This window comes from Tetragenococcus muriaticus DSM 15685, from assembly GCF_000423785.1.
GTDB classification, from domain to species: Bacteria; Bacillota; Bacilli; order Lactobacillales; family Enterococcaceae; genus Tetragenococcus; species Tetragenococcus muriaticus.
Genome location: NZ_AUIQ01000005.1, coordinates 24,643 through 48,704 on the forward strand (window position 1 = coordinate 24,643; position 24,062 = coordinate 48,704).

19 protein-coding genes are annotated in these 24,062 nt (G+C 35.7%); 12 read left to right on the top strand and 7 right to left on the bottom strand.

Features of this window, described 5'->3' with window-relative positions:
- The first annotated feature begins 297 nt into the window (after positions 1–297).
- The 4 genes from adhE to G577_RS0102045 all read left to right on the top strand — a co-directional run bounded on the left by adhE (position 298) and on the right by G577_RS0102045 (position 5,833).
- On the top strand, positions 298–2,988 hold the full coding sequence (adhE, locus tag G577_RS0102030) for a bifunctional acetaldehyde-CoA/alcohol dehydrogenase (RefSeq protein ID WP_028789727.1): 2,691 nt from the start codon (positions 298–300) through the stop codon (positions 2,986–2,988).
- Between the two features lie 441 nt (positions 2,989–3,429).
- Positions 3,430–3,705, top strand: a complete 276-nt coding sequence (locus G577_RS11715) for a beta/alpha barrel domain-containing protein (RefSeq protein ID WP_081932001.1) — start codon at positions 3,430–3,432, stop codon at positions 3,703–3,705.
- Between the two features lie 82 nt (positions 3,706–3,787).
- Positions 3,788–5,122: a gluconate:H+ symporter gene (locus tag G577_RS0102040; RefSeq protein ID WP_028789728.1), complete on the top strand. Its 1,335-nt coding sequence runs from the start codon at positions 3,788–3,790 to the stop codon at positions 5,120–5,122.
- A 42-nt stretch (positions 5,123–5,164) separates the two neighbouring features.
- Positions 5,165–5,833 carry a FadR/GntR family transcriptional regulator gene (locus tag G577_RS0102045; protein ID WP_028789729.1) on the top strand — a complete coding sequence of 223 codons (669 nt, stop codon included), beginning with the start codon at positions 5,165–5,167 and terminating at the stop codon, positions 5,831–5,833.
- A 275-nt stretch (positions 5,834–6,108) separates the two neighbouring features.
- Here G577_RS0102045 and G577_RS11590 read toward each other — a convergent pair whose 3' ends face one another.
- Complete coding sequence (locus tag G577_RS11590) at positions 6,109–7,098, bottom strand: acyltransferase family protein (RefSeq protein ID WP_028789730.1); 990 nt, start codon at positions 7,096–7,098, stop codon at positions 6,109–6,111.
- Between the two features lie 63 nt (positions 7,099–7,161).
- A complete protein-coding gene (locus G577_RS0102055) occupies positions 7,162–7,920 on the bottom strand; it encodes a MurR/RpiR family transcriptional regulator (protein WP_028789731.1) in 759 nt (252 codons plus the stop codon).
- 145 nt (positions 7,921–8,065) lie between these two features.
- On the opposite strand from G577_RS0102055, the gene G577_RS0102060 reads away from it, so the two are divergent.
- The 8 genes from G577_RS0102060 (at position 8,066) to G577_RS0102100 (ending at position 18,711) form a co-directional block, all read left to right on the top strand.
- Positions 8,066–9,400, top strand: a complete 1,335-nt coding sequence (locus tag G577_RS0102060) for a family 4 glycosyl hydrolase (RefSeq protein WP_028789732.1) — start codon at positions 8,066–8,068, stop codon at positions 9,398–9,400.
- A gap of 19 nt (positions 9,401–9,419) precedes the next feature.
- The gene (locus tag G577_RS0102065) at positions 9,420–10,991 is read left to right on the top strand and encodes an alpha-glucoside-specific PTS transporter subunit IIBC (RefSeq protein ID WP_028789733.1); all 1,572 of its coding nucleotides are present in this window, start codon (positions 9,420–9,422) and stop codon (positions 10,989–10,991) included.
- Between the two features lie 242 nt (positions 10,992–11,233).
- Positions 11,234–11,932, top strand: coding sequence for an N-acetylmannosamine-6-phosphate 2-epimerase (locus G577_RS0102070; protein WP_028789734.1), 699 nt, complete (start codon positions 11,234–11,236; stop codon positions 11,930–11,932).
- A gap of 191 nt (positions 11,933–12,123) precedes the next feature.
- Positions 12,124–13,914 carry a heavy metal translocating P-type ATPase gene (locus tag G577_RS0102075; protein WP_028789735.1) on the top strand — a complete coding sequence of 597 codons (1,791 nt, stop codon included), beginning with the start codon at positions 12,124–12,126 and terminating at the stop codon, positions 13,912–13,914.
- A gap of 239 nt (positions 13,915–14,153) precedes the next feature.
- Complete coding sequence (locus G577_RS0102085; RefSeq protein WP_028789736.1) at positions 14,154–16,235, top strand: BglG family transcription antiterminator; 2,082 nt, start codon at positions 14,154–14,156, stop codon at positions 16,233–16,235.
- 14 nt (positions 16,236–16,249) lie between these two features.
- Positions 16,250–16,864, top strand: coding sequence for an HAD family hydrolase (locus tag G577_RS0102090; RefSeq protein WP_028789737.1), 615 nt, complete (start codon positions 16,250–16,252; stop codon positions 16,862–16,864).
- Positions 16,865–17,007: 143 nt separating this feature from the next.
- Positions 17,008–17,907 (top strand): phosphogluconate dehydrogenase (NAD(+)-dependent, decarboxylating), encoded by a 900-nt coding sequence (gnd, locus tag G577_RS0102095; protein WP_331279486.1) that lies wholly within the window; start codon positions 17,008–17,010, stop codon positions 17,905–17,907.
- Between the two features lie 165 nt (positions 17,908–18,072).
- Positions 18,073–18,711: an HAD family hydrolase gene (locus tag G577_RS0102100; RefSeq protein ID WP_038023961.1), complete on the top strand. Its 639-nt coding sequence runs from the start codon at positions 18,073–18,075 to the stop codon at positions 18,709–18,711.
- Between the two features lie 98 nt (positions 18,712–18,809).
- On the opposite strand, the gene G577_RS0102105 is transcribed toward G577_RS0102100, so the two are convergent.
- The 5 genes from G577_RS0102105 to G577_RS0102125 all read right to left on the bottom strand — a co-directional run bounded on the left by G577_RS0102105 (position 18,810) and on the right by G577_RS0102125 (position 23,889).
- The gene (locus tag G577_RS0102105; RefSeq protein ID WP_028789740.1) at positions 18,810–20,147 is read right to left on the bottom strand and encodes a uracil-xanthine permease family protein; all 1,338 of its coding nucleotides are present in this window, start codon (positions 20,145–20,147) and stop codon (positions 18,810–18,812) included.
- A 306-nt stretch (positions 20,148–20,453) separates the two neighbouring features.
- Positions 20,454–20,852, bottom strand: a complete 399-nt coding sequence (gene lpdD, locus G577_RS0102110) for a prenylated flavin chaperone LpdD (RefSeq protein WP_155988473.1) — start codon at positions 20,850–20,852, stop codon at positions 20,454–20,456.
- A complete protein-coding gene (locus G577_RS0102115) occupies positions 20,842–21,432 on the bottom strand; it encodes a UbiX family flavin prenyltransferase (protein ID WP_028789742.1) in 591 nt (196 codons plus the stop codon). The genes lpdD and G577_RS0102115 overlap by 11 nt, the downstream gene beginning before the upstream one ends.
- Complete coding sequence (locus G577_RS0102120; protein WP_028789743.1) at positions 21,425–22,930, bottom strand: UbiD family decarboxylase; 1,506 nt, start codon at positions 22,928–22,930, stop codon at positions 21,425–21,427. Before G577_RS0102120 ends, G577_RS0102115 begins: the two co-directional genes overlap by 8 nt.
- A gap of 68 nt (positions 22,931–22,998) precedes the next feature.
- On the bottom strand, positions 22,999–23,889 hold the full coding sequence (locus G577_RS0102125) for a LysR family transcriptional regulator (RefSeq protein WP_028789744.1): 891 nt from the start codon (positions 23,887–23,889) through the stop codon (positions 22,999–23,001).
- Between the last annotated feature and the right edge of the window lie 173 nt (positions 23,890–24,062).

Here is a 24,062-nt window from a genome sequence, read left to right on the forward strand (position 1 = left end):
TGATTCTCCTTTCTACTTAGATTACGTTTATTATATAATAATTTTTGAAAAAAGTAAGGGTTAGTGAAAAAAGGTTCAAAAAAATTTGGAACTTTTCTTAAAGAATTAAAAATTATATTCATTGAATTATTGTTCAAAATAGCACAATAATAAAAAATTCTTTTTAATTATATAAAAAAATAAGAAAAAAATATTGTAATTATCGCAATGATAGTGTACTATAATAAGTGAATTAATTCACATATCCGGATGTTGAAAGTTTTAGATGAAAGCACCAATTATTTTGGAGGGATAGCAATGGAAAAAACTACACAATCAACAGTAGAAAAGGTTACTGTAGACGAAGAAACAAAAGAAGAAGCAGCTTATAAGTATACAGATGCATTAGTCGAAAAAGCATTAAAAGCAGAGCAAGAGTTTGCCAGTTTTACTCAAGAACAAGTAGACAAAATTGTCAATGCTGCCGCACTAGCTGGATCAGAGGCTGCTTTACAATTAGCACATGAAGCGGTAGATGAGACAGGCCGTGGTGTAGTGGAAGATAAGGATACAAAAAATCGCTTTGCTACAGAAAATGTCTACCATTCGATTAAAGATGATAAGACAGTCGGTGTAATCGGAGAAGATAAAGTTTTAGGTAGTGTGAAAATTGCTTCCCCGTTGGGTGTTTTGGCAGGAATTGTTCCTACGACGAACCCAACATCAACGGCGATGTTTAAATCTTTGATATCGCTAAAGACTAGAAATGCGATTGTTTTTGCTTTTCATCCACAAGCACAAAATTGTTCAGCGCATGCTGCTAAAATAATCTATGATGCAGCAGTAGCAGCAGGTGCTCCTAAGGATATTATTCAATGGATAGAAAAACCATCGCTTGAAGCGACTTCCTCCTTGATTCAAAACTCAAAGATCGCTTCGATTTTAGCCACGGGGGGTCCTGGAATGGTGAATGCAGCTTTAAAATCCGGGAACCCATCCATGGGTGTAGGACCCGGAAATGGTGCAATTTTTGTCGATCATACGGCTAATATTGATCGAGCTGTAGAGGATTTATTACTATCCAAACGTTTCGACAATGGGATGATTTGTGCTACAGAAAATTCGGTAGTTGTAGAAGCTCCTGTTTATAAAGAATGGTTAGAAAAAATGCAAGAAAAGGGCGCTTATTTGGTTCCTAAGTCAGATTATAAAAAGATTGCTGATTTTGTTTTTAATGACAATCATGGGGTCAATGGTGCTGTTGCAGGAATGCCTGCTCGTTGGATAGCTGAACAAGCGGGTGTCAAACTTCCTGAAGGCAAAGATATTCTATTATTTGAATTAGATTCCAAAAATATCGGAGAAAAATTATCTTCAGAAAAATTATCGCCATTGCTTTCAGTTTATAAAGCTAAAGATCGTCAAGATGGCATTAAGATTGTAGATGATTTGTTAAACTACCAAGGGGCAGGTCATAATGCGGGGATTCAAATTGGTTCCCAGATTGATCCGTTTGTGGAAGAATATGGAGAAAAGACCAAAGCTTCACGTGTTATTATTAACCAACCAGATTCTATTGGAGCCATCGGCGATGTTTATACTGATGCATTAAAATCAAGTCTAACTTTAGGAACAGGCTCATGGGGGAAAAATTCATTGTCTCATAACTTATCAACAGAAGACCTATTGAATATTAAAACAGTTGCCAAGCGTCGTAATCGTCCGCAATGGATTCGTTTACCGGAAAAAGTGTATTATGAAGAAAACTCACTTTCCTATTTACAAGATGAATACGAAAAAATAGAACGTGCTTTCATTGTGGCCGACCCAGGGATGGTACAATTTGGATTTGTTGATAAAGTATATGAACAACTAGAAGTTCGCGATGATCCAGTAAAATCTTCAATCTACGGATCTGTAAGACCTGATCCTACGCTAGGACAAACCATTGAAATTGCACAACAAATGCAAGCTTTTAAGCCTGATGCTATTTTAGCTGTTGGTGGCGGGTCAGCTTTAGATGCGGCCAAAATTGCTCGTTATATCTATGAATATTCGATCGATCAAGAACCTGGATTTTTAGATAGTTATGAAAAAGTAAGTGAAGTATTTGTCCAATTACAACAAAAATTCTTAGATATTCGTAAACGTATTGCGAAATTTCATCATTCTGAACATACAAAATTATTTGCAATACCAACAACTTCAGGAACTGGTTCGGAAGTCACGCCATTTGCTGTAATTACGGACGATCATACACATGTGAAGTATCCATTAGCAGATTATGAATTAACCCCACAAGTAGCGATTGTCGATCCGGCCTTTGTAATGACCATGCCAAAAAGAACAGTTGCTCTATCTGGACTTGATTCGTTATCTCATGCTTTGGAGTCCTATGTTTCCGTTCTTTCGTCAAACTTTACTCGGCCTTGGGCGTTAGAAGCCATTAAATTAATTTTTGAGAACTTAGAAGCATCTTATAAGTATGATCCAAAAAATCCGACATCAGAAGGTGAAGCTGCTCGTGAAAATATGCATTATGCAGCAACGCTTGCAGGTATGTCGTTTGCCAATGCCTTCTTAGGAATTAATCATTCGATTGCACATAAAATCGGAGGCGAGTTCGGATTACCACATGGCTTAGCGATCTCTATTGCCATGAACCCTGTGATTCGTTTCAATGCAGCTACTGGAAATGTGAAACGTACACCGTTTCCACGTTATGAAGTTTATCGTGGCCAAAAAGATTATGCTGAAATTGCACGTTACCTTGGGCTACAAGGGACAACGGACAGTGAATTAGTTGAATCATTATGTGCGAAAATCGACGCGTTAATGAAAGCTGTTGAAGTAGAACCAACACTTTCAGCTAATGGGGTAACGAAAAAACATTTTAACGAATCCCTTGATAAATTAGTTGATTTAGTTTATAACGACCAATGTACCTCAGCCAATCCACGTCAGCCTTATTTGGAAGAATTACGTCAGTTGTTGATTGGTCAATTTTAAAATATATACTAAAAACGTCAAAACTAAAAAGTTTTGGCGTTTTTTGGTTTTTTATCAAATAGGATTTTTTAAGCAGAACTTTATAAAAAGGAAGGATTTGAAGACGCCCCTAAAGGTAGACCAAACAAATCTAACTTTGGGGATTTTTAGTGACTAAATATGGTTTCATAAAAAAGTAGAGGAATTAGGCATCTCTTGACACAAAAAACGGAAACGCTTACGATTGCTTAAAAATAGATGTTATCTTTAATGTATAAAACATATCTATTTTTAAAAGTTGATACAAATGAAGTTGTTAGTAGATGGGGGGCCTGCTATTGAAGGTAGATTAAGAAAAGGCAATTCATGAATGAATGGATTTTTTAAAGAAAGCTGGAATGAGATTTATGTTAGGGGCAACGTAGTTTAGCGATAATATTTTTTTTATTAGCTAAAAAGGAAATATTATTACGCCCTGCCATATCCTCTTCAGAAGAAGATGATCAATTTGAGTGCGGAACAGACATTGTTAAAATCTTTCCAGCAGTCATATCTACTGGAGCTTCATTTTTTAAACAAATTCAAGGTCCACTTGGCCCAAAAAAGTTGATGGCTGTAAGAGGCGTCAATTTACCAAATGCTAAAGTTTTCGTAGCGGATGGTGCGAGTTATTTAGGGGTTGGCTTCAGTTTCTTTAATGAAGACAATGTTCAAAATTTAGAAGAAAAAGCTTTATAATATTCGGTCGAGGAATTTATAAAAGTTGTTTATTAATTGATTTGTTGTTATTAAAATTTAAAACGTGGAGGATTTAGTTACTATGCCATTATTTATTGTTATACTCGGAGTAGCACTATTAATATTTTTAATTACAAAACTTGAACTTAATACTTTTGTTTCGTTAATTATTACTTCGTTTGTCGTTGCTTTATTTCTTGGAATTCCACTTGATGAAATTCCAACAACCATTACAGACGGACTGGGGTCGCAACTAGGAGACCTAGCCATTATATTTGGAATGGGATCTATGCTAGGCAAACTTGTTTCTGATTCTGGTGGAGGTCAACGAATTGCGCATACTTTAATTGATAAGTTTGGATATAAGCGTATTCAAATTGCCGTAATTTTCGCCTCATTTATTATCGGTTTAGCCTTGTTCTTTGAAGTTGGTCTTGTAGTATTACTTCCTATTATCTTTATTATTGCCCGCGAGATTAAGATGCCGCTAATGGAACTGGCTATCCCTATGGCCGCAACGTTAAATGTGATGCACGGGTTTATTCCTCCTCACCCTGCTCCGACAGCCATTGCAGGAGTTTTTAACGCGAACATTGGCCAGGTAATTTTATATGGAATTATTGTAGCTATCCCAACAATTATTGTTTCAGGGCCTGTCTATAATCGCTTTCTTCGCAAAAGATTTTCACAAATTTATAAAGTAAAAGAGGAAATACCAGCATTAGGGAAAGTGGAAGAGTTTGATTTAAATCAAACACCAAAATTTGGTATTAGCGTACTTACAGCGATGATGCCTGTTATTTTAATTGGTATTGCAACGATTTTGGAATTTATTATTCCGCAACAAATGTTGATCACTCAAATCATCACTTTTATTGGCAATCCAGATTTTGCTATGCTGCTTTCCTTACTTTTTGCTATTTATACGATGGGGATCCATCAACATGCTAGTATGAAAGAAACTGGAAAAACTTTAGAGAACGCGATTGTTCAAATTGCAGGTATGCTATTTATTATTGGCGGTGGCGGAGCACTTAAGGAAGTTTTAGTTTCTGGAGGAATCTCAGATTATATCTCTGGCATCTTTTCCGGTTTAAATATATCGCCTTTAATTGCGGCTTGGTTAGTAACAGCTATTTTACGTGTGAGTCTTGGATCATCAACTGTTGCCGCTCTTACAGGTGCTGGACTTGTCGGTTCTTTAATCGCATCTACTGGAGCAAATCCGGCTTTAATGGTGCTTGCTGTTGGCGCTGGTAGTGTATTTGGAGGACATGTTAATGACGCAGGCTTTTGGATGGTTAAAGAATACTTTGACTTTTCCTTGAAAGAGACCTTTACAGCTTGGACACCATTGACCTGTATCATAGGTGTTGTTGGTTTATTATCAGTCTTGACATTGTCTATCTTTGTGTAAATGAGGTAGTATAAAAACTATTGCTGAAATTCGGAGGGGACCATGGAGACAAACAAACCATCTGTTTACCAACAAACGCTTGATAAATTAAAACGAAATATTATAGATGAAATTTGGAAACCTGGACAACGATTGCCTACTATGAAGCAACTAGCAAAAGAAATGGAAGTTAGCTTAACGATAATTAGAGAAGCAATGCGTACACTTGAGAATCAGGGCATAGTGAGTATAGAGCATGGAAGAGGTATATATGTAAGAAATGATCCTAATGCGGCGTCTTCAAGTGAAGAAAAGAAGAAAGAAAAACTTTCTTTACTTTCCATTTTGCGCGCTAGGTTACTGGTAGAACCAGAGCAGGCGTTTTATTGTGCTAAACAAGCTGAGCCTAGTTTATGTGAAAAACTTCAAGAATTGGCTTATCAGTTAGACCAAGAAATGCAGGTAAATGATTGTTTTTTAACGACTGATTTAAAATTTCATCAGTTGATTGCTGAAGGGGCAAAACAGCCTTCTTTAATGATAATGACAGGTTCGTTGGAAAAATATCAATTAGAAAGCCGTCGTATGACGAACACTCTTCCACAAATGAGGACTAAGGCTTCTTTATATCATCAACTTATTGCAGCTGCGATCACTACGCATAACGCTGAGGAAGCAAAGCAATTAATGATTATGCACATACAGTCAATGATTGCGCCTTTAGAGAAATAAGTAAAGATAATATATGATGAGCATGGAAAATAAAATAATTTTTCAAACATTATATATTTAATGGGAATGACTGCTAAAAATTGTATAAGTTAGTAAGAAATTAATAACTGCGAGCATCCTTGAAGATTATTTAAGAAATAATAGTAAAAAATTATTCCTTTATATAAACAACCTCCACTCTAACTTTAGAGTGGAGGTTGTTTATATAGAAGTTTCTATGAATAATGAAGAACGCTTCATTAGAAAGCAAATAATATCTTTAATAAATTAACTATTTATCTTTTTTGGGGTTGGAAAAGATGAGGGATATACCGATTTTGTAAGAAAGTCAAAAGAAAAGCGACAGGAAAAACGATGAAGAAACGTAAAAGCCAAGAGTCTCTTTCGACAAAGAGATTAAAATATATAATAGGAAAGAGATGCCAATAATATAATTCCAAAGAGTGTTGGGATAACCAATTGATACCAGGAGTTTTCTCAAGTAATTTTCTAATTGTTTGGAAACTAGTCAATTGAAAAAGAAGCAAAGAACCAGCCAAACCGTAACTTATAAAATAGATTGTAGGGGGATATTTGTTATCTTCGATCGAAGGGAGTGTCTGATAAGTTGCTATAATAAAAAATAGAATGGAAAAACAAATGAGCAAAATGGAGTTTTCTTTGTTATTTTGTCGTACTGCCCACATTCCTACAAGTGCTGCCAAAAAATAGCCAAATGAGATCGCCCCATATTGTTCAAAGATCGCTTGCTCCGTACCAGATAGTAGAGTAACTAGTGCGTTCAGACCGTTTTGTAATAATAGAAATAATCCAATTACTCCTAGCTGTGGCAACAAATGTGTTGTTTTTTTGGCCAGCCAATATAAAAAGGGGGATAAAATAGCGATAATAAAAAATACGCGGATAATCCAAATATATCCAATTCCCCAAATTAAAGAATAAGAAGTAAATATTGTTCTCAAAGAGAAAGGAAAAGGTTGGTCAACAATTGAAGTGAAACCAAATAAGACAAGAAAAAACAATGTTAAAAAGATCCAGACCGGAATAATCAAGCGCAAAAATCGCTCTTTTAAATAAGAAAAATAGGGCTTGGGTTTCTTTTTTCGTTCCGTACTTAAATAATAGGAAGCACCAAGAATAAACGTCATTAAAATGACATCAAAATTACGTAACTCATAAAGCCACTGCGGAGGTCTAGTGTGAGCGTACATGATTAATAAAATAGCTAATGCTCGCAGCGTATCAATTCTTACATCTCTTTTCATTGAACCCCCCTTAAAAAACAACTTGTATGATTAATATTTCCTTTAAGTATAGGAAATATTTTATTATTTTAAGTAGAAATTATCAAAATAGTTTCTAAATAAGGCGTCTAATACGATATGCAAGGCGGTAAATAAGTTATATTCCGCTGAAGGATCTTGAGAGATCCCTTCTAACTGACTGGCTTGATAATATAAATTATTCGAAGACAACGTAGATAAATGATTTTTTGATAAAGGTGTGACTGAAACAATTTTTACTTTTTTTAATTTCAAAAGTTGGGAAATTTCAGTCACATCTTTTCCTTCGCCACTATAAGAAATAATGATGATTAAATCTTCTTTCTGGACTTTTTGTGATACCCAACGCAGTTCAGTAACGGAGGGGATTATCGTCATATAGATTCCTACCGCTATAAAATTTCGCACAAATAGTTCTGCTGTATTACGCTCTCCCCAATCTGTACCGAAAACAAAAATAGTTTTTGCTTCAGCGATTAACCGACTAATAGGCAATAGATTAGCCTCATCCGTTAGGTTAATCGTTTTTTCAATATCAGATTGTAGAAGATGCCAGCTTTTGTTCTTATTTGCTTTTAGTTCATTCACTTCTTGTTTTAAAAAGAATTTGAATTCATTGAAACCGCTAAAACCTAATTTTTGTGAAAGACGTGTAACACTAGCAGGAGAAGTAAATGTATGCTTTGCTAGTTCTGCTGCTTGCATATTGATTACCTTGCTTTTAGACGAAATAAGATATTCTAATAGTACATATTCTGTATTGGAAAAACTATCTACTTGGTTGATTCGTTCTTCTAACCGCATAAGAAAGATCCTTTCTGAAATCACTTTCATTTTACGAAAATAAAATCATAAAATCAAATAAAAATTGAAATGAATGAAAATGCTTGGTAACCCTTACATATTCTTTTATCATGAAAGTGATCATAAAAGAAAGGACGGGGAAAGTATGAAAAAAGAGCATTTACAGGTTGTTATTGCTGGAGGAGGGAGCACATATACACCAGGGATTGTACAGGCAATGATTTCGAGTAGAGAACAATTTCCATTTTCTTCATTAATACTTTATGATATTGATGAATCGCGTAATGACGATATGTTTGAAATTATTAATTATATGTTAAAAAAAGAAAAATTAGCCGATAAAGTAAAACTTTCGCAAACTTCCGATCCAAAAAAAGCATTTACTGGCGCAGATTTTATCTTCTCACAATTACGAGTTGGCGGTATGAAGATGCGTGAGTTGGATGAAAAAATTCCAATGAAATATGGTCTTGTAGGACAGGAGACGTGCGGTTTAGGAGGTTTTTCTTACGGTTTACGTTCGATTAAAGGTTTGTTAGAGATTGTCTCTTACGTGGATCACTACGCCCCAGATGCCTGGTTGTTAAATTATACGAATCCAGAAACACTAGTATCAGAAGCTGTAAGGCGCGCTTTTCCGGAGGTCAAAATGTTAAACGCTTGTGATATGACGATCTCTATTGAAGAAACGATTGCGACAAATTATGGTTATGATCGCAAAAATTGGATACCAATGTATTACGGATTGAATCACTTTGGTTGGTATAGCTCAATTTATGATAAGTCCGTTGAGCGTGATATTTTGCCAGAAATCCTTGAACGTTTGGAAAACGAACGATTGCATGTTGCTGATTTTAATGCGGGCGATGATACTTGGCAAGAAGCTTGGGATATGATGCGATTAATGACCCAAAATTTTCCAGGATACCTGCCTAACAATTATTTAGAGTATTATTTGTATCCGAATCGTACAATTGAATACACAGATCCTAGTTACACGCGAGCGAATATTGTCATGGACGGTCGTGAAAAAAAGACAAAAGAGATGGCTCGTAAAGTGCGTGAACAAGAAAAAGGCGAAATTTTAGATTTTAATTTTGGTGAGCATGGACAATATATTATGGATATGGCAGTTTCTATTTTAAACGATAATCATGATCGGTTCATGTTAATTGTTCCTAACAAAGGAGCGATTCCCAATTTGCGGGAGGATGCGATGGTAGAAGTTCCAGCTTATGTTGGTCGTACTGGCGCTGAGCCTATTTCTTTCCGTTTTGGCATCAATGATTTTCATAAAGGATTGATGGAAGCTCAAAATGCCTCGGAAAAATTACTCGTAGATGCTTATTTTGAACATTCTTATCCAAAAGCATTGCAAGCGTTCACCCTAAATCAAACCGTATATTCAGCTGATCCAGCAAAACAAATTTTGGATGATTTTATTGAAGCAAATGGTGACTACTGGCCAGAATTGAATTGATGATGAGGAGGAAATCATTATGATGGCAAAAATACAACGCTTTGGAGGCGCAATGTTTACGCCCGTTTTGTTTTTTGTTTTTTCTGGAATTGTTATTGCAATTGCCTCTGTAGTGAATGATCCAGCGATCGTTGGAAATATCGCAGAAGAGGGGACATTCTGGAATCAGTCATGGGAAATTATTGAAGAAGGCGGCTGGACTGTTTTCAATAATATGGAAATTTTATTTGCGATCGGTTTACCTCTAGGGTTAGCGAGAAAAGCCAATGCTCGTGCAGCTTTAGAATCTTTTGTGCTCTATATGACATTTAATACTTTTATGTCAAAAATATTGGAAAATTTCGGTTCTACTTTTGGAGTAGACTTTGACCAACCTGTTGGTGAAGGGCTGAAGATGATTGGTGGTGTAAAGACCTTAGATACCGGTGTTGTCGGCTCTATTATTATTGCTGGTATTGTCATCTATTTGCATAATCGTTTCTTTGATACCCAACTACCTGAGTATTTAGGAATTTTTCAAGGTTCGGCTTTAATTGGTATGATTGGATTTTTTGTTATGTTTGTCATGGCTCTTCTTTTTTCTTGGGTCTGGCCGATTTTTCAGCAAGGTGTTCAATCTTTACAGGAGTTTATGGTACGTTCAGGCAATTTTGGCGTATTTACTTATATTTTCTTAGAAAAAGCCTTACTACCGACAGGGTTACATCACTTTATTTATGCACCGTTTCAATTTGGCCCTGCGGTTGTGGAAGGGGGAACAACACTTTATTGGATGGAACATTTGCGAGAGTTTGCTTCGTCATCGCAAAATTTAAAATCGCTTTTTCCTGAAGGCGGCTTTGCATTGCAAGGATTGTCAAATTTATTTGGTGTTCCAGGTATTGCTTTAGCTTTTTACGCAACAGCTAAAAAAGAAAACAAGAAAAAAGTCTTGGCCTTGATTGTTCCTGGGGTAATTACAGCGGTATTAGCAGGAATTACCGAACCGTTTGATTATACGTTTTTATTTATTGCTCCAGTATTATTTTTTGTACATGCAGTGTTGGCTGCTATTTTAGCGACGACTTCTTATGCTTTAGGTGTTGTTGGCGATATGGGTGGTGGTTTAATTGAAATTATCACCAAAAATTGGATTCCTATGGCGGCTAACCACTGGCAAACGTATGTAATTCAAGTTGGCGTCGGACTGGCTTTCATTTTGGTTTACTTTTTTGTCTTTCGTTTTTTGATTTTGAAATTTGACTTTAAAACACCAGGACGTGCAGACGATGAAGTAGCGTTATTTACAAAAGCTGATTATAAAGAGAAAAATCAAGAGAGTGGTCACGAAGATGAACTTTATCATGACCAAGCACTTGGCTTTTTAGAAGCGTTCGGTGGTGCGGAAAATATAGAAAATGTAAACAATTGTGCGACTAGGCTTCGTGTTTCTGTCAAAGAAGAAGATAAAGTAAAAAATGATGATGCTTTTAAAGCTTGGGGTGCACATGGTGTGGTTAGAAATAAGAAGTATTTCCAAATTATTGTTGGTTTGAATGTGCCGCAAGTTCGAGAAAGCTTTGACAAATTGGTAGATGAAAATAAAAAATAGTTTAAAAACCTGTTTATCTCTAAAGATGAGCAGGTTTTTTTATAGATTATTCGTGTTGAACGATAATTTTCTCTTATTACTTATAATTGCTGGGGCAGCTTTCAAAATGTGCCCTCCAATCGTACTATTATATGGAAGATTAATTTTATTCTTTATTTAAAGCAATTTTATCAGGATAAAATGGTATGCTATATTTTAATAGTAGGTTTCTTCACTTTAGAAAATTGGAGGTATACTCAACGATGGAAAAAGAAAAATTTATTACATCAGTAAAGAATGGACTGATCGTTTCATGTCAAGCTCTACCAGGAGAACCAATGTATAGCAAAAATGGAGGAGTTATGCCACTTTTTGCTTTAGCAGCCAAGCAAGCAGGGGCAGTCGCCATTCGAGCAAACTCTGTTCGAGACATCAATGAAATTAAAGCAGAAGTTGATTTGCCGATTATTGGTATTATCAAAAAGGATTATCCACCCCAGAAACCTTTCATTACAGCTACGATGAAAGAAGTTGATGAACTAATAACTACAGGAGTTGAGGTAATTGCTCTTGATTGTACATTGCGTGAACGCTACGATGGTAAAACGATCCAAGAATTTATTCAAGAAATCAAAAACAAATACCCCCAGCAGTTATTGATGGCAGATATTTCTACCTTTGAAGAAGGAAGGAACGCAATAAAAGCTGGAGTAGACTTCGTTGGGACAACGCTTAGTGGATACACTGAAGAAAGTGCAGACGCCAAAAAGCCGGATATTCCTTTAATCAAGAAACTCGTAGACGCCAATTTTTCGGTTATTGCAGAAGGAAACATCCATACGCCAGAACAAGCAAAAGAAGTTCAGGAGTTAGGTGTTACAAGTATCGTGGTGGGAGGGGCTATTACTCGTCCTAAAGAAATTGCGAGTCGTTTCATAGATGCCTTGCAAAATAGAGATTAGCAAGCAACTTTTATTATTGTTTTTCCATATATTGTGAATGAACAGTTAAAGCCTATTAATTAAATCGATTATAATTAGCTGCTCCTAAATAACCCCATGTTTAATGATTATCATTCTCAATTAAATGCGTTTATTTTCAATTAATGTATCTAAGAAGTAAAATTGATTTGAATTAAGATGGAGGTAATGAAATGAGTAGCTTTAAGAAATTTTCAATCACTGTCATTATTGGCATTATAGCGTTATTAACGGAGTTTGGTTTTAATCAGCCGAGAATCGCTTTTATTATTATTGCTTTAGCAGGCGGTGTCATGACCGTTTCAATGTTTATTGGTATGATTCAGACTCTACGTTCAGGTAAATACGGCGTGGACTTATTAGCCATTACAGCCATTATCGCTACATTATTAGTTGGCGAATACTGGGCAAGTTTGGTTGTATTGATTATGTTAACTGGTGGGGATAGCTTAGAAGATTATGCAAGCCGTTCAGCAAGTCGCGAATTACGTTCCTTATTGGAAAATGCCCCAGAAATTGCTCATCGCCTCAAAGATGGACAAATTGAAGATTTGAATGTAGATGAGGTTTCCATCGGAGATTTACTTTTGATCAAGCCAGGAGAAGTTGTACCGATTGATGGGACAGTAGTTAAAGGAGATACTTTTGTCGATGAATCTTCTTTAACAGGAGAATCACAACTCATTGAAAAAACGGTAAACGATTCATTGATGTCTGGGACGATTATTAAAGATACGTCCTTACAAATAAAAGTAACTAAAAAAGCAAATGACAGTCAGTATCAAACTTTAGTCAAATTAGTAAGAGAATCTGAACAAAAACCAGCGCATTTTGTGAGATTAGCGGATCGTTACGCGGTGCCATTTACTATCGTTGCTTATGTAATAGGAGGTATTGCTTGGGCATGGTCACAAGATCCGGTGCGCTTTGCTGAAGTCCTTGTCGTTGCTTCTCCTTGTCCTCTAATTTTAGCAGCGCCAGTTGCTTTGGTAGCAGGGATGAGTCGCTCTAGTAGAAATGGCATTGTAGTAAAAACTGGAACTACTATTGAAAAATTAGCTAAAGCACGAACAATCGCTTTTGATAAAACGGGTACATTAACAAAAGGTGAACTCGCAGTCAATACAATTCAATTTGACGATGGACGTTTTTCCGAAAACGACTTACTCCAACTTGTAGCTAGTGCTGAGCAAGAATCTACTCATATTTTAGCACGTTCGTTAGTGGCTGAAGCTAAACAACGTCGCTTAACTTTATTGCCTGTTTCCCATCTAAAAGAATTTACTGGACAAGGAATTGAAGCTGTTATCAACCAACAAACATTACGAGTTGGCAATGCGAAATTTATAGAGGTAAACTCAACTGAATTAACGGAAGATACGACCGTTTATTTTTCATTAAATGGAAGTTACCTTGGTTATATTACCTTTGAAGATATTTTACGTTCAGAAGCCAAAGCGACTGTAGAGCAACTTCATCGTTTAAACATTGCTAAAACCGTCATGTTAACAGGCGATCACGCCCATGTTGCTAATCAAATAGCCGAAAAAACACACATTTCAGAGTCGTACCCGGAATGTTTACCGGAAGATAAAATTCAAATATTAAAAAAATTAGAAGAAAAAGATCGTCCCGTCATTATGGTAGGTGATGGCGTCAACGACGCGCCCGCATTGGCGGTGGCAGATATTGGAATTGCTATGGGTGCTCATGGTGCAACCGCAGCAAGTGAAAGTGCAGACGCTGTTATTTTAAAAGATGACCTCAGCCGCGTTTCAGAAGCTGTTCGCTTGTCCCAAGATACAATGAAAGTGGCGCAACAGTCGGTATTAATTGGTATCTTTATTTGTATAGCTTTAATGTTAATCGCCGCAACTGGTGTTATTCCAGCACTAATTGGTGCAGCTTTGCAAGAAGTTGTTGACACTGTTTCGATTTTATCTGCTTTAAGAGCACGAAGATAATTTTATTTAGTTTATACGAACTACCTGATAATAAAAGGAATTAATGAAGTCATTTCTATTTTGATAATAGGGATGGCTTTTTTATTTTGTGTGTAGATAATGTGCTTATAACAGTAATAAATTTTTGTTATTAAAATAAATTGTAGCGCTTACTTTTTTGCCAAAAAATGTGGCAAAGATCTCTACTAACATTTATCTGTGTTTCCCCCTATAATTTATATATACAAGGAGAGAGTGATATGAAAGATCGAACAGCTAGATTGTTAAGTGAGCTAGTTTTTGCGGAATTTCCAATCAGTATGAAAGCGCTTAGTGAACAATTTCAATTAAGTGCTCGTACTATGAGAAATGAAATTAACGAAGTGAATGATTATTTACAGCAACAGAAACTTCCGCTAGTTCATTCACTCAGAGGAAAGGGGATGAAGTTAGAACTTAATAGAAAGGAAAAAGAACAAGTGTATGTTCTTTTAGATGCAGATAAAAAAAATGAAGTTTTAAGACGAGAAGAAAGAATTCTGGATTTGATATTAGCGATTGCTTTAAGTAAAGATAAAATTTTTTTATTTCATAAAGAAGAAGAATATCAAGTTTCAAAAAGCACTGTAGATGAAGACATGCGGCGAATTCGCGAGTTATTAAAAGGCTATGGCATTCGTGTTTTAAGTGTTCCTAAAGAAGGACTGATTTTAGAAGGAAAAGAAAAAAGCGTCCGTACTATGATTTACTCGATCGTTAATAAAGCAATTGGTTCTGTATCATTAACTGAGCAATATAAAAATCAATCGATAAAACAAAAAATTATTTTTGACTATATACCTATAAATATGATTTCTGAAGTTGATCGTATCTATGACTCATGTATTTCTGCCAGTGAAGATAATTACTATCGTAAGAACTTAGTTATTTTTACTAGTATTTGTATTACCCGTTTCCTTAACAAGAAAAAGATAGAGACACGAACTTGGCTAAAAAGAAACGTTTATATTAGCGAATCAATCGAAAACTTTGTAGAAACAGTTTTTAGCCATTTTGGTATTACTGATGCTTTAAATGAATTTAGTTATTTATCGTTTATATTGGAAACTCTTAACCAGCAAGATATGAATACTTCTATTGACTGGGTCCAAGCTCAATTATTGTCTATACAATTAATACAGCATGTTGAAAAACAGACACATATTCCCTTTAGTAGAAAAGAAGAAGCATTACAAGAAGGTCTGTATCAACATATTGCTGGGTTGCTCAACCGTATTAGATATGATGTACAGTTTGCTAACCCTTTAAAAGAAAATATTCAAAAAAATTATGATGTCATATATCGTGCAGTCCAAAGTTTTGCACCAATTATTAATCAATTAACAGGTAAAAAAATATCACAGGATGAATTAAGCTTTTTAGTGATACATTTTTCTACTTCGTTAAGTGAACTTAACCAAGAAGTAACTTATTATTATCGTGCAGTTGTCATTTGTAACCACGGAATGGCTACAGGAAAACTGTTATCTGAAAATCTTAAAGAACTATTCAATATTGAAGTGCTAGCTGTACTAAGTTCACGCGAAATTGGATTAATTGAGAAACTGGATGTTGATTTGATTTTTTCTACTCTGCCACTAAGAGAATTAAAAAAACCGTTATTAGTTTTAGAACCAATAATAAAAGAAGATAGTAAAGAACTGATCCGTGATTTTTTACAGCAAAATAAAGAACATCGCAGGATTAATAGTAATTATCAAGACATGACTCATGTTTTTCACTCACTATTACAAGTTGTAGATAAACAAGTAGGAAAAGTAAGCAAAGAAGCTTATGAAGAATTAACTGATGTATTTAAAAAAAACCAATTTTCAGTCAATAAGAGGGAGTTGCAGCCTATGATTCAAGACATTTTAGAAGATGAACACATTATTTTACAAGCTGACGCAAATGATTGGCAGGATCTAATTCAAATTGTTTCTCAACCATTAATTAAAGACGAAACTATCACACAACAGTATGTACAGGCGATGATTCAGTCAGTGAATGATTTTGAGCCTTATATTGTGATTGGCAAGCATTTAGCTTTGGCACATGCTCGTCCAGAAGATGGAGCAAATAAACTAGGTTTAAGCGTAGCTACAGTTAAAGATCCAGTTCGTTTTGGGAATACCGAAAATGACCCAGTAAAAATCATTTTTTGTTTATCTGCTGTAGATTCATTCTCTCATCTTAATATTATGAAGTACCTTGTACAGTTAATTAATGATGAGGAAAAAACAAAACAGTTAGATGAAGTAACCACCATCGAAGATTTCAAAAAAATACTACTCAACGGTTAAAAGGAGAAAAAGTTATGTATAACAGCGTTATTTTTGATATGGATGGCGTATTAATCGACAGTGAACGATTTTATTTTGATCGTCGTATGAAATATTTTGATTCGATCCAAATGGAGCCAGCTTCTAGAGATATAGAAGATTATGTAGGCTCAACAGAAGAAGATACTTGGCAAAAATTAGTTCAAGATGAACAATTACGAAAAGAGCTAAGAAGAGAATATGTGCTATTTCGACAAGAAAATCCAATTGATTTGCAACAAGCACTAAGGACAGAAGCCCCACGAGTAATACAAGAATTAAAAAAAAGGGGGAAAAAGATTGCTATTGCTTCTTCTTCAAAAAGAAAAGATATTGAGCAAATGGTAGAGCAATGTGGTCTAGGAGTTTTTATAGATTTTTTGATTAGTGGGGAAGAACTACAAGAGAGCAAGCCTCATCCCGAGATTTATCAAATTAGTGCCAAGAAACTTGGAGGTAGAGCGATGGCTGTAGAAGATTCATTCGTCGGTATTGCCTCGGCAAAAGCTGCTGGACTTTATACTGTCGCGTTGAAACAAGACTATGACATCGATCAAAGTAAAGCCGACTGTCAAATACCTTCACTGTCAGCACTGTTGACTATTGTATAAAGATGCCTCCTTAGTATGATATGGGCTGTTAAGAACAGATTAAAAAATTTGCGTTAGGCTAAGAATTGAAATAACCGCCATTATGTACTATCGTAAATAAGGGAAATTATAAAAATAAAGAACTTATTTTTCGAGGAGATGTAGTGTTGGATATTCGTATTATTGGTTTAGGAAAAATGGGATTAAATTTGGCTTATAACTTGTTAGATCATGGTTATAAAGTTTCTGGTTTTGATCAAAATAGTGGAATAAAAAACGAATTTGAAGAAAATGGTGGACAATTTTATTCAAGTTTTGAAGCGCTAATGGAAGATAAAGAACAATCTTCAGTTATTTGGCTCATGCTACCAGCAGGTGAAATTACTAATAACCAAGTTTCTTCCTGTGTTCAGGCAATGAACCAAGGTGATATTTTAGTTGATGGCGGAAATTCTAAATTTACTGATAGCCAAAAAAATGGTGAGAAAGCCAAAGAACAAGGCGTTTATTTCTTTGACGTAGGTACTTCTGGTGGTACTTCTGGTGCTCGTGAAGGGGCTTGTATGATGATCGGCGGCGATGCAGAAAAATTTGAAGAGATTCGCCCCTTATTTGAAGCTCTTTGTGTAAAAGATGGCTATTTTTATTGTGGACCAGTCGGTAGTGGACATTATTTAAAAATGATTCATAATGGTATTGAATATGGTATGATGCAAGCCATTGGTGAAGGATTTAATCTCATTCATCATGGGGAGTATGACTATGATTTGGCTGGTGTTGCAAAAGTCTTTAATAATGGCTCTGTGATCCGCAGTTGGCTGATGGGTCTGACTGAAGATTTATTACAAGAAGATCCCGACCTTAAGAATATCGAAGGCGTGATTCCATCTTCAGGCGAAGGTAAGTGGACTGCTGAAGAAATGTTACGGCAAGAGTTATCCGCTCCTGTAATTACACAAGCTTTATTAACTAGATACGCTAGTGTTGATGAAGAAAAATATGGCGAAAAAGTCGTTGCTTCTTTACGTAATCAATTCGGTGGACACGAAGTTTCGAAGAAATGATATAAAAAAGTTTAAGTAAAAGTATATAAGGTGTGAAAGCTTTGCATACTTTTTTATAGTAGGTAATTAATAAAAAATACCTATGAAATTTTTTATACTAGATGATAAAATATGTATTAAGCAAATTTCTGATATAACAAAAATCTACGAACTCTAGGAGAAATTATGAATACTTTTATATTTGATATGGACGGCGTAATCGTTGATTCTGAGTATACTTATTTTAACTCAAAATCAGATATCCTTCATGAAGAAGGGCATGATGTTCCTGATAGTTATCATTATCAATTTATGGGGACAACCCCTAATTTTATGTGGCAAGGCATGAAAGATGAATTTGATTTGCCCAAAGCAGTAAATGAATATGTTATGGAAATGAATAGGCGCCGTGAAGAAATTATTCAAAAAGATGGTGTGCAGCTGATCGCCAATGTAAAAGATTTGATCAAGCGCTTGTATCAAGCTGGTTTTAAATTAGGGGTAGCCTCTGCTTCGCGTAAAGAAGAAATCATTTATAATTTGCGGGAATTAGGATTGGACGCTTATTTTAGTCAAGCTGTTAGCGCGGAAGAAGTCGTTCATTCAAAACCGGAGCCTGATGTTTTTTTACATACGGCAGATTTACTTGGCGCTGTTCCTGATAATTGCGTTGTGATCGAAGATACGAAAAACGGATCACGTGCTGCTAAAGCTGCCGGTATGTATTGCATTGGATTTGCCAATCCGGGTTATCCAAAGCAAGACTTGTCTTGGGCAGATAAGGTCGTAACAGACTTTCGTGAGATTGATGAGAAGCAATTTTAATGAAAATAAATAGTAAAATAGCAATCTATCATCCAAATGGCATTTTCGGATGATAGATTGCTATTTTTTTATCAGAAAACGATCTGTAACTTCAATTATTACTTCGTGTTATTTTTTATTTCTTTAAAATTGAAAAATAGGTTCAATATAATGGCTGTTAAAGAACCTGCTAAAATACCACTGCCAAAAATATTTTGCACAATGGCAGGAAAGTTAGCGTAGAAGTTTGGATAAACAGAAGGCAACATACAAACACCCACGCTCAATCCGATAATCAACATATTTTGGTTTCCTTCAAAATTTACTTGTTTCAAAATATTAATCCCACTGCCAATAATAATACCAAAAATAGCGAAGCCTAATCCGCCTAATACTGGATCTGGGGTAGCCGAAATTAAAGCAGAAAATTTTGGAATAAAGCCGATGAAAACAAGCATGAAACCAGCAGTCGCAATAGCAAAACGACTTTTTACTTTGGACAGGTCTAAAATACCAACATTTTGTACAAAAGCTGTTGGTTGTACGCCGTTAAATAAACCCGATACAAATGTAGTAATCCCCAAAGATTGTAATACCCTTCGAAATTGTCCTTTTGTCATTTCTTTATCGACAATATTATGGATGCCCATCGCTGTACCGGAAATTTCAACCATACCTAAAATAATGGCTATTAAAAAGGAGAATGTAGCTGTTAAATCAAATTTAGGAAGCCCATAATGAAAAGGTAAATTTAAGCCAAACCAAGGAGCTTCTTGTACTGGGGAAAAATCAACCATACCTAGAGATAACGCTAATAACGTACCAAAAATAAGAGAAATGAGAATGGTTAAGTTTCCTAATAAGCCTTTAAAATACTTACTGATAATGACATGAAAAACAAATATTGCTAGGGCCATTAATAATGTTTCATGATCAATACTTTCCGTTAGTTCATAAGCATTATCCCCCATTAACCAATGAAAGGTATTTGGTAATAAAGAAACACCAAGGACAATTAAATTTGTGCCGACAACAACAGGTGGAAAGAAACGCTGTAGTTTAATCCAAAAAGGAGCAGCTAAAAAACAAAGAATAGCAACAATCATTGTCGAGCCAGCAACGATTTGAAATCCTGTTTCAATGTTAGGAGCGTCATTTAATGTCGTACTTGCAATAGGCACTACAGCAAAATTTGCACCCATAACCATCGGAATTTTGGGGCTAGTTTTAGGAACAATATTTAAGGCCATTAATAAACTAGAAAGGCCAGCGCCAAAAATGACCGCATTAATAAAAAAACGGGTTTGTTCTGGAGATAAACCGACATTGGTAGCTATTAATAAAGGGACAGGGATAGCGGCTAAAACAGCAATCACCGTATGCTGTAAGCCTAAAAGCAAGTTTTGTCTTAAGGGAAGTTTCTCGTCGACTTCTGGTAACTGATCATTTTGATTCACGTGTTCTCGCTCCTTTGTATAAAATTGGGAACAGCAAGGATAAATTCCTTACTATTAATTAAAAGACGAACTTATACTTTCATTTTATGTTTTATATCAAGTGATTTTCAATAGGAATTTCACTTTAGCTTAGAAAATCCCAATGAATGTTTGTCTTTGAGACGCTAACATTTTTGTAAAGAAATAGTTTATAAAAATAGGATCAAACAAACTGCTCTTATCCTTACCGATAAGGAGAGTTTGTTTGATCCTAAAAAATACTACACAAGTTGATGTTTTCTATGTCGTAATTATACCAATACAATATTACTTTTTATAAATGGGATCAGCTATGTTAAAATTTGCTTCTTTTAGCCAATTTTGTAATTTCTTTCCTAATTGTTCAGCCATTAAAAAAGAAGCATCAATCTGTTCTTTTTTAATATCGTTAATGTGAACGCCTGCAGTAATTACGCAATTTCCTGGCAAATTCGGTTGAATAATACGTGCGATATTTTCTGCTAAGACATTGTCTTTATGGAAACGACCCTCATGACTAGGAAAGCGAATCGTCTGGGCAGCTGTATTTTTGGTAACGGTAGTAGTTGTTCCAATATGAAAAGAGTCACCGCCCATGATGCTTACTAATAAATCTTTTCCAATGACTTCTACTCGCAATTTCATAGTAAAATTTGCCTGCGTAATTTGGAAAAAGTTAATGCTCATGGCGATCATTTCCTTGCCAGCGCTGGTCTAACTGATTTTCGATGCCTAAAGCATCTAATAGTTTCATCGTTTGGTGAGTAATCAAATCTTCAATGGATTGTGGCTGTGTATAGAATGCCGGAATTGGTGGAATAATTTGAACGCCCATTTTAGATAATTTCGTCAAATTCTCTAAATGAAGGGTGCTTAACGGCGTTTCTCTAGGAACAATAATTAGCTTTTTTTGTTCTTTTAAAATGACGTCAGCAGCACGTGCAATTAAATTATCACCAAATCCGTAAGCAATCGCTGAGACAGTTTTCATACTAGCTGGGACAACGACCATCGCATCCACTATATAGGAACCGCTGGCGATCGCGGCTCCCATATTGTTTGAAGCATAATGATAGTCAAATAGATTTTCTAGTTCGTGTAATGATAGGAAAGATTCGATTTTTAGATTTTGCTTAGCCCAAGAACTAATTACACCATGAGTTTCAACTCCTGGGTCGTTTTGCAATTGTTTGGCTAAATCAATGGCATACGCTGTACCGGAAGCACCGGTAATACCTATAATAATTCGCTTTTTTCTTTTACTCATCATTCTTGCTTCCTTTGTCAAAATCTTTTAAATAATCTTGCCAGTTTGGGACGTCTTTAAAAGGCGCACGTTGAAATTGATCTTTCATATCAAAGGGAACCGTACCATCAAGGATCGTTTTAGCACTCATCCCTTTGAAACGAATCGTTCCCGGATTATATTCTGGACGTTCTGATGGATCAAGTGGGTGATTGCGCATTCCTGGAAGTACGACAACATCTTTATCTCCTTGAAAACGTGTATTTAACGTCCACATGACATCATTCATATCAAAAATATCCACATCTTCATCAACTAGGATTACTGTTTTTAACTCTTTAAAAGCAGATAAAGCTAAAACAGCTGCTTGTCGTTGAATTCCTTCGTCAGCTTCATTTTCTTTTTTTATTTGCATAATGGTCATTAATTTTCCACCACCAGCAGGCGGATTATATACATTTAAAACCTTCCCTGGGATAGCTTTATCAACCAATCCAATGATACTTGCTTCTGTGGGGATTCCTGCCATAGAAACGTGCTCTTCGCTAGGGCCGATTGTCGTTTGCATGATGGGACGGTCTTTCCGATGGGTAATAGCTTTTACTTTGACTACATTGACGGCAGGATTAGCATTACCATTATAGCCAGGAAATTCAGGCATTGCTTTGCCAGTATTAGTGTTGATATCTTCTTGCATGGTTTGATTAGGCAAAATTTCGGCTTCAATAATAAACTCGCTACGAGCAATTCCGACTTCGTTTACCGAAGTAGCATTAACTAATTGTACTGGTTCATTACGTAGAGCGCCTGCAACCCATAGTTCATTATAGCCAAGTGGCGTGGTAGGTGGTTCAAAGGTAGTACCGATCGCAATCGCTGGGTCCAGGCCTACATTTATAGTAATCGGCATAGGTTTATCTTGTGCTTCGAATTGTTTTTGAAAATGGCCAATGTGCCGTCCACCAGGCATAATATACATACCAATAGTGTCTTTACCTTCCAAAACCATACGGTGTATTGTCACATCAGTCATTGTCTTATCCGGATCAGAGCCTAGTACAACACCCATAGTAATATAAGGACCGGCATCTTCTGGCGTATTCGTAGGTGCTGGGAGAATTTTGCGGATATCGAAATCATCATCTGTAGTACGGTGAACGACTTCTTGAGCAGGAGCCTCTTTTTGATCGATTGTCACAGGTTTAACTGGATGTTCTACTGATTCATAAAGTAGTTTTCCTAAAGTTTTGTAATCATGATGTAGGATTTCTCCCACACGTTTGCGACTTGCCATTGTTCCAATAGAAACACGTGTATTAGGAAATCCCTTAATATTATTAAAAGTCATGGCGGGGCCTTCTTGGGTGGGGCGCATTACAGTGCCACCTGCACCAATATAACGATAAACACCAGATAGCTCTGCTTCAGGATCGATGGCTTTATCTGTTTCATGGTATTGCCCAGGGAGTTGTTTTAATTCTTCTAGGACTTTACGTAAGTCATAAGGTTGTTCATTCATTCGTATCGCTCCTTTATGACTAGCATAGTCCTTAAAAGATATCGGAGCAATTCAATTTTCCATCCTGCTTATTCCAACTTGGAATGATTGAATTGTTCTTTTAAAAATTGCCAAAAGGTATCGGCAGCTAGATTACCTTTTTCTTTTCCACGGATAAAAGCTAAATAACTCGTTTTATTCGGCGTAAGGGGGACAACAGCCAGTTCGTTTTTCCAACGACTATCAATTGTTTTTTCCATAACAAGAGATACGCCTAATTCGCTGGCTACCATATTTAATAGCAGTTCAATCCTAGATGTTTCAAAAGTAATATCAGGCGTAAATCCCGCTTTATGACAAAGATCTAGGATTGGCTGGTAGGTTTTTGTTTCTTTACTTAACATTAAAAACTCTTCTTGTTGTAATTCAGATAAATGGATACTTTCGCGTTGGGCTAAAGGGTGATTCTTGCTTAAAACAGCAACAAAGTGGTCTTTTTCTGTGACTAAAGTGTCCAGCTGTTGTTCTTTTTGAAAGGTTCTGACAAAGATGAAATGATTTTCTCCTGTATCAAGAAAAGGAACTAGTTCGTTTCCTTCTCCTTCTTTTAATTGAATATCAAATTCAGGATGTTGCTTCATAAATGTGGTTAACTGATCAAAGGCCCAATAATTTGCCATGGTGGGGATAGTGAGCACGTATAAAGTGGCCGCTTTTTGTTGTTTATAATCTTTAAGAGAATGTAAAAGGCTTTGGTATTGTGTGTGTATTGTTTGAATATAAGGCAAAATTAAACGAGCTTCCTCTGTTAACTCAACCTGGCGATGTTTACGAAGAAATAGTGTTGTCTCTAGTTCTTTTTCTAAAGCTATAATTTGTTTAGAAATGTTTCCTTGCGTGGTATAAAGACGTTCAGTCGTTTTAGAGTAATTTTTTGTTTCTACTAAGTCTAAAAAAGTAGTAATTTTTTGTATATCCATTTTTTAAAACGTCTCCTTGGATAAAAGTAAAGTCCAGACAATAAAGTCTTATAATAAAGAAAGAGAAATGTCCTGAAAATAAAAACAGAACGTTAGTCTATTCATTTTAGCATAAATGAAACCCACGTTAATATGTTGGAAAGAATCTTTTACAGTGGCATCTCGAACAGATA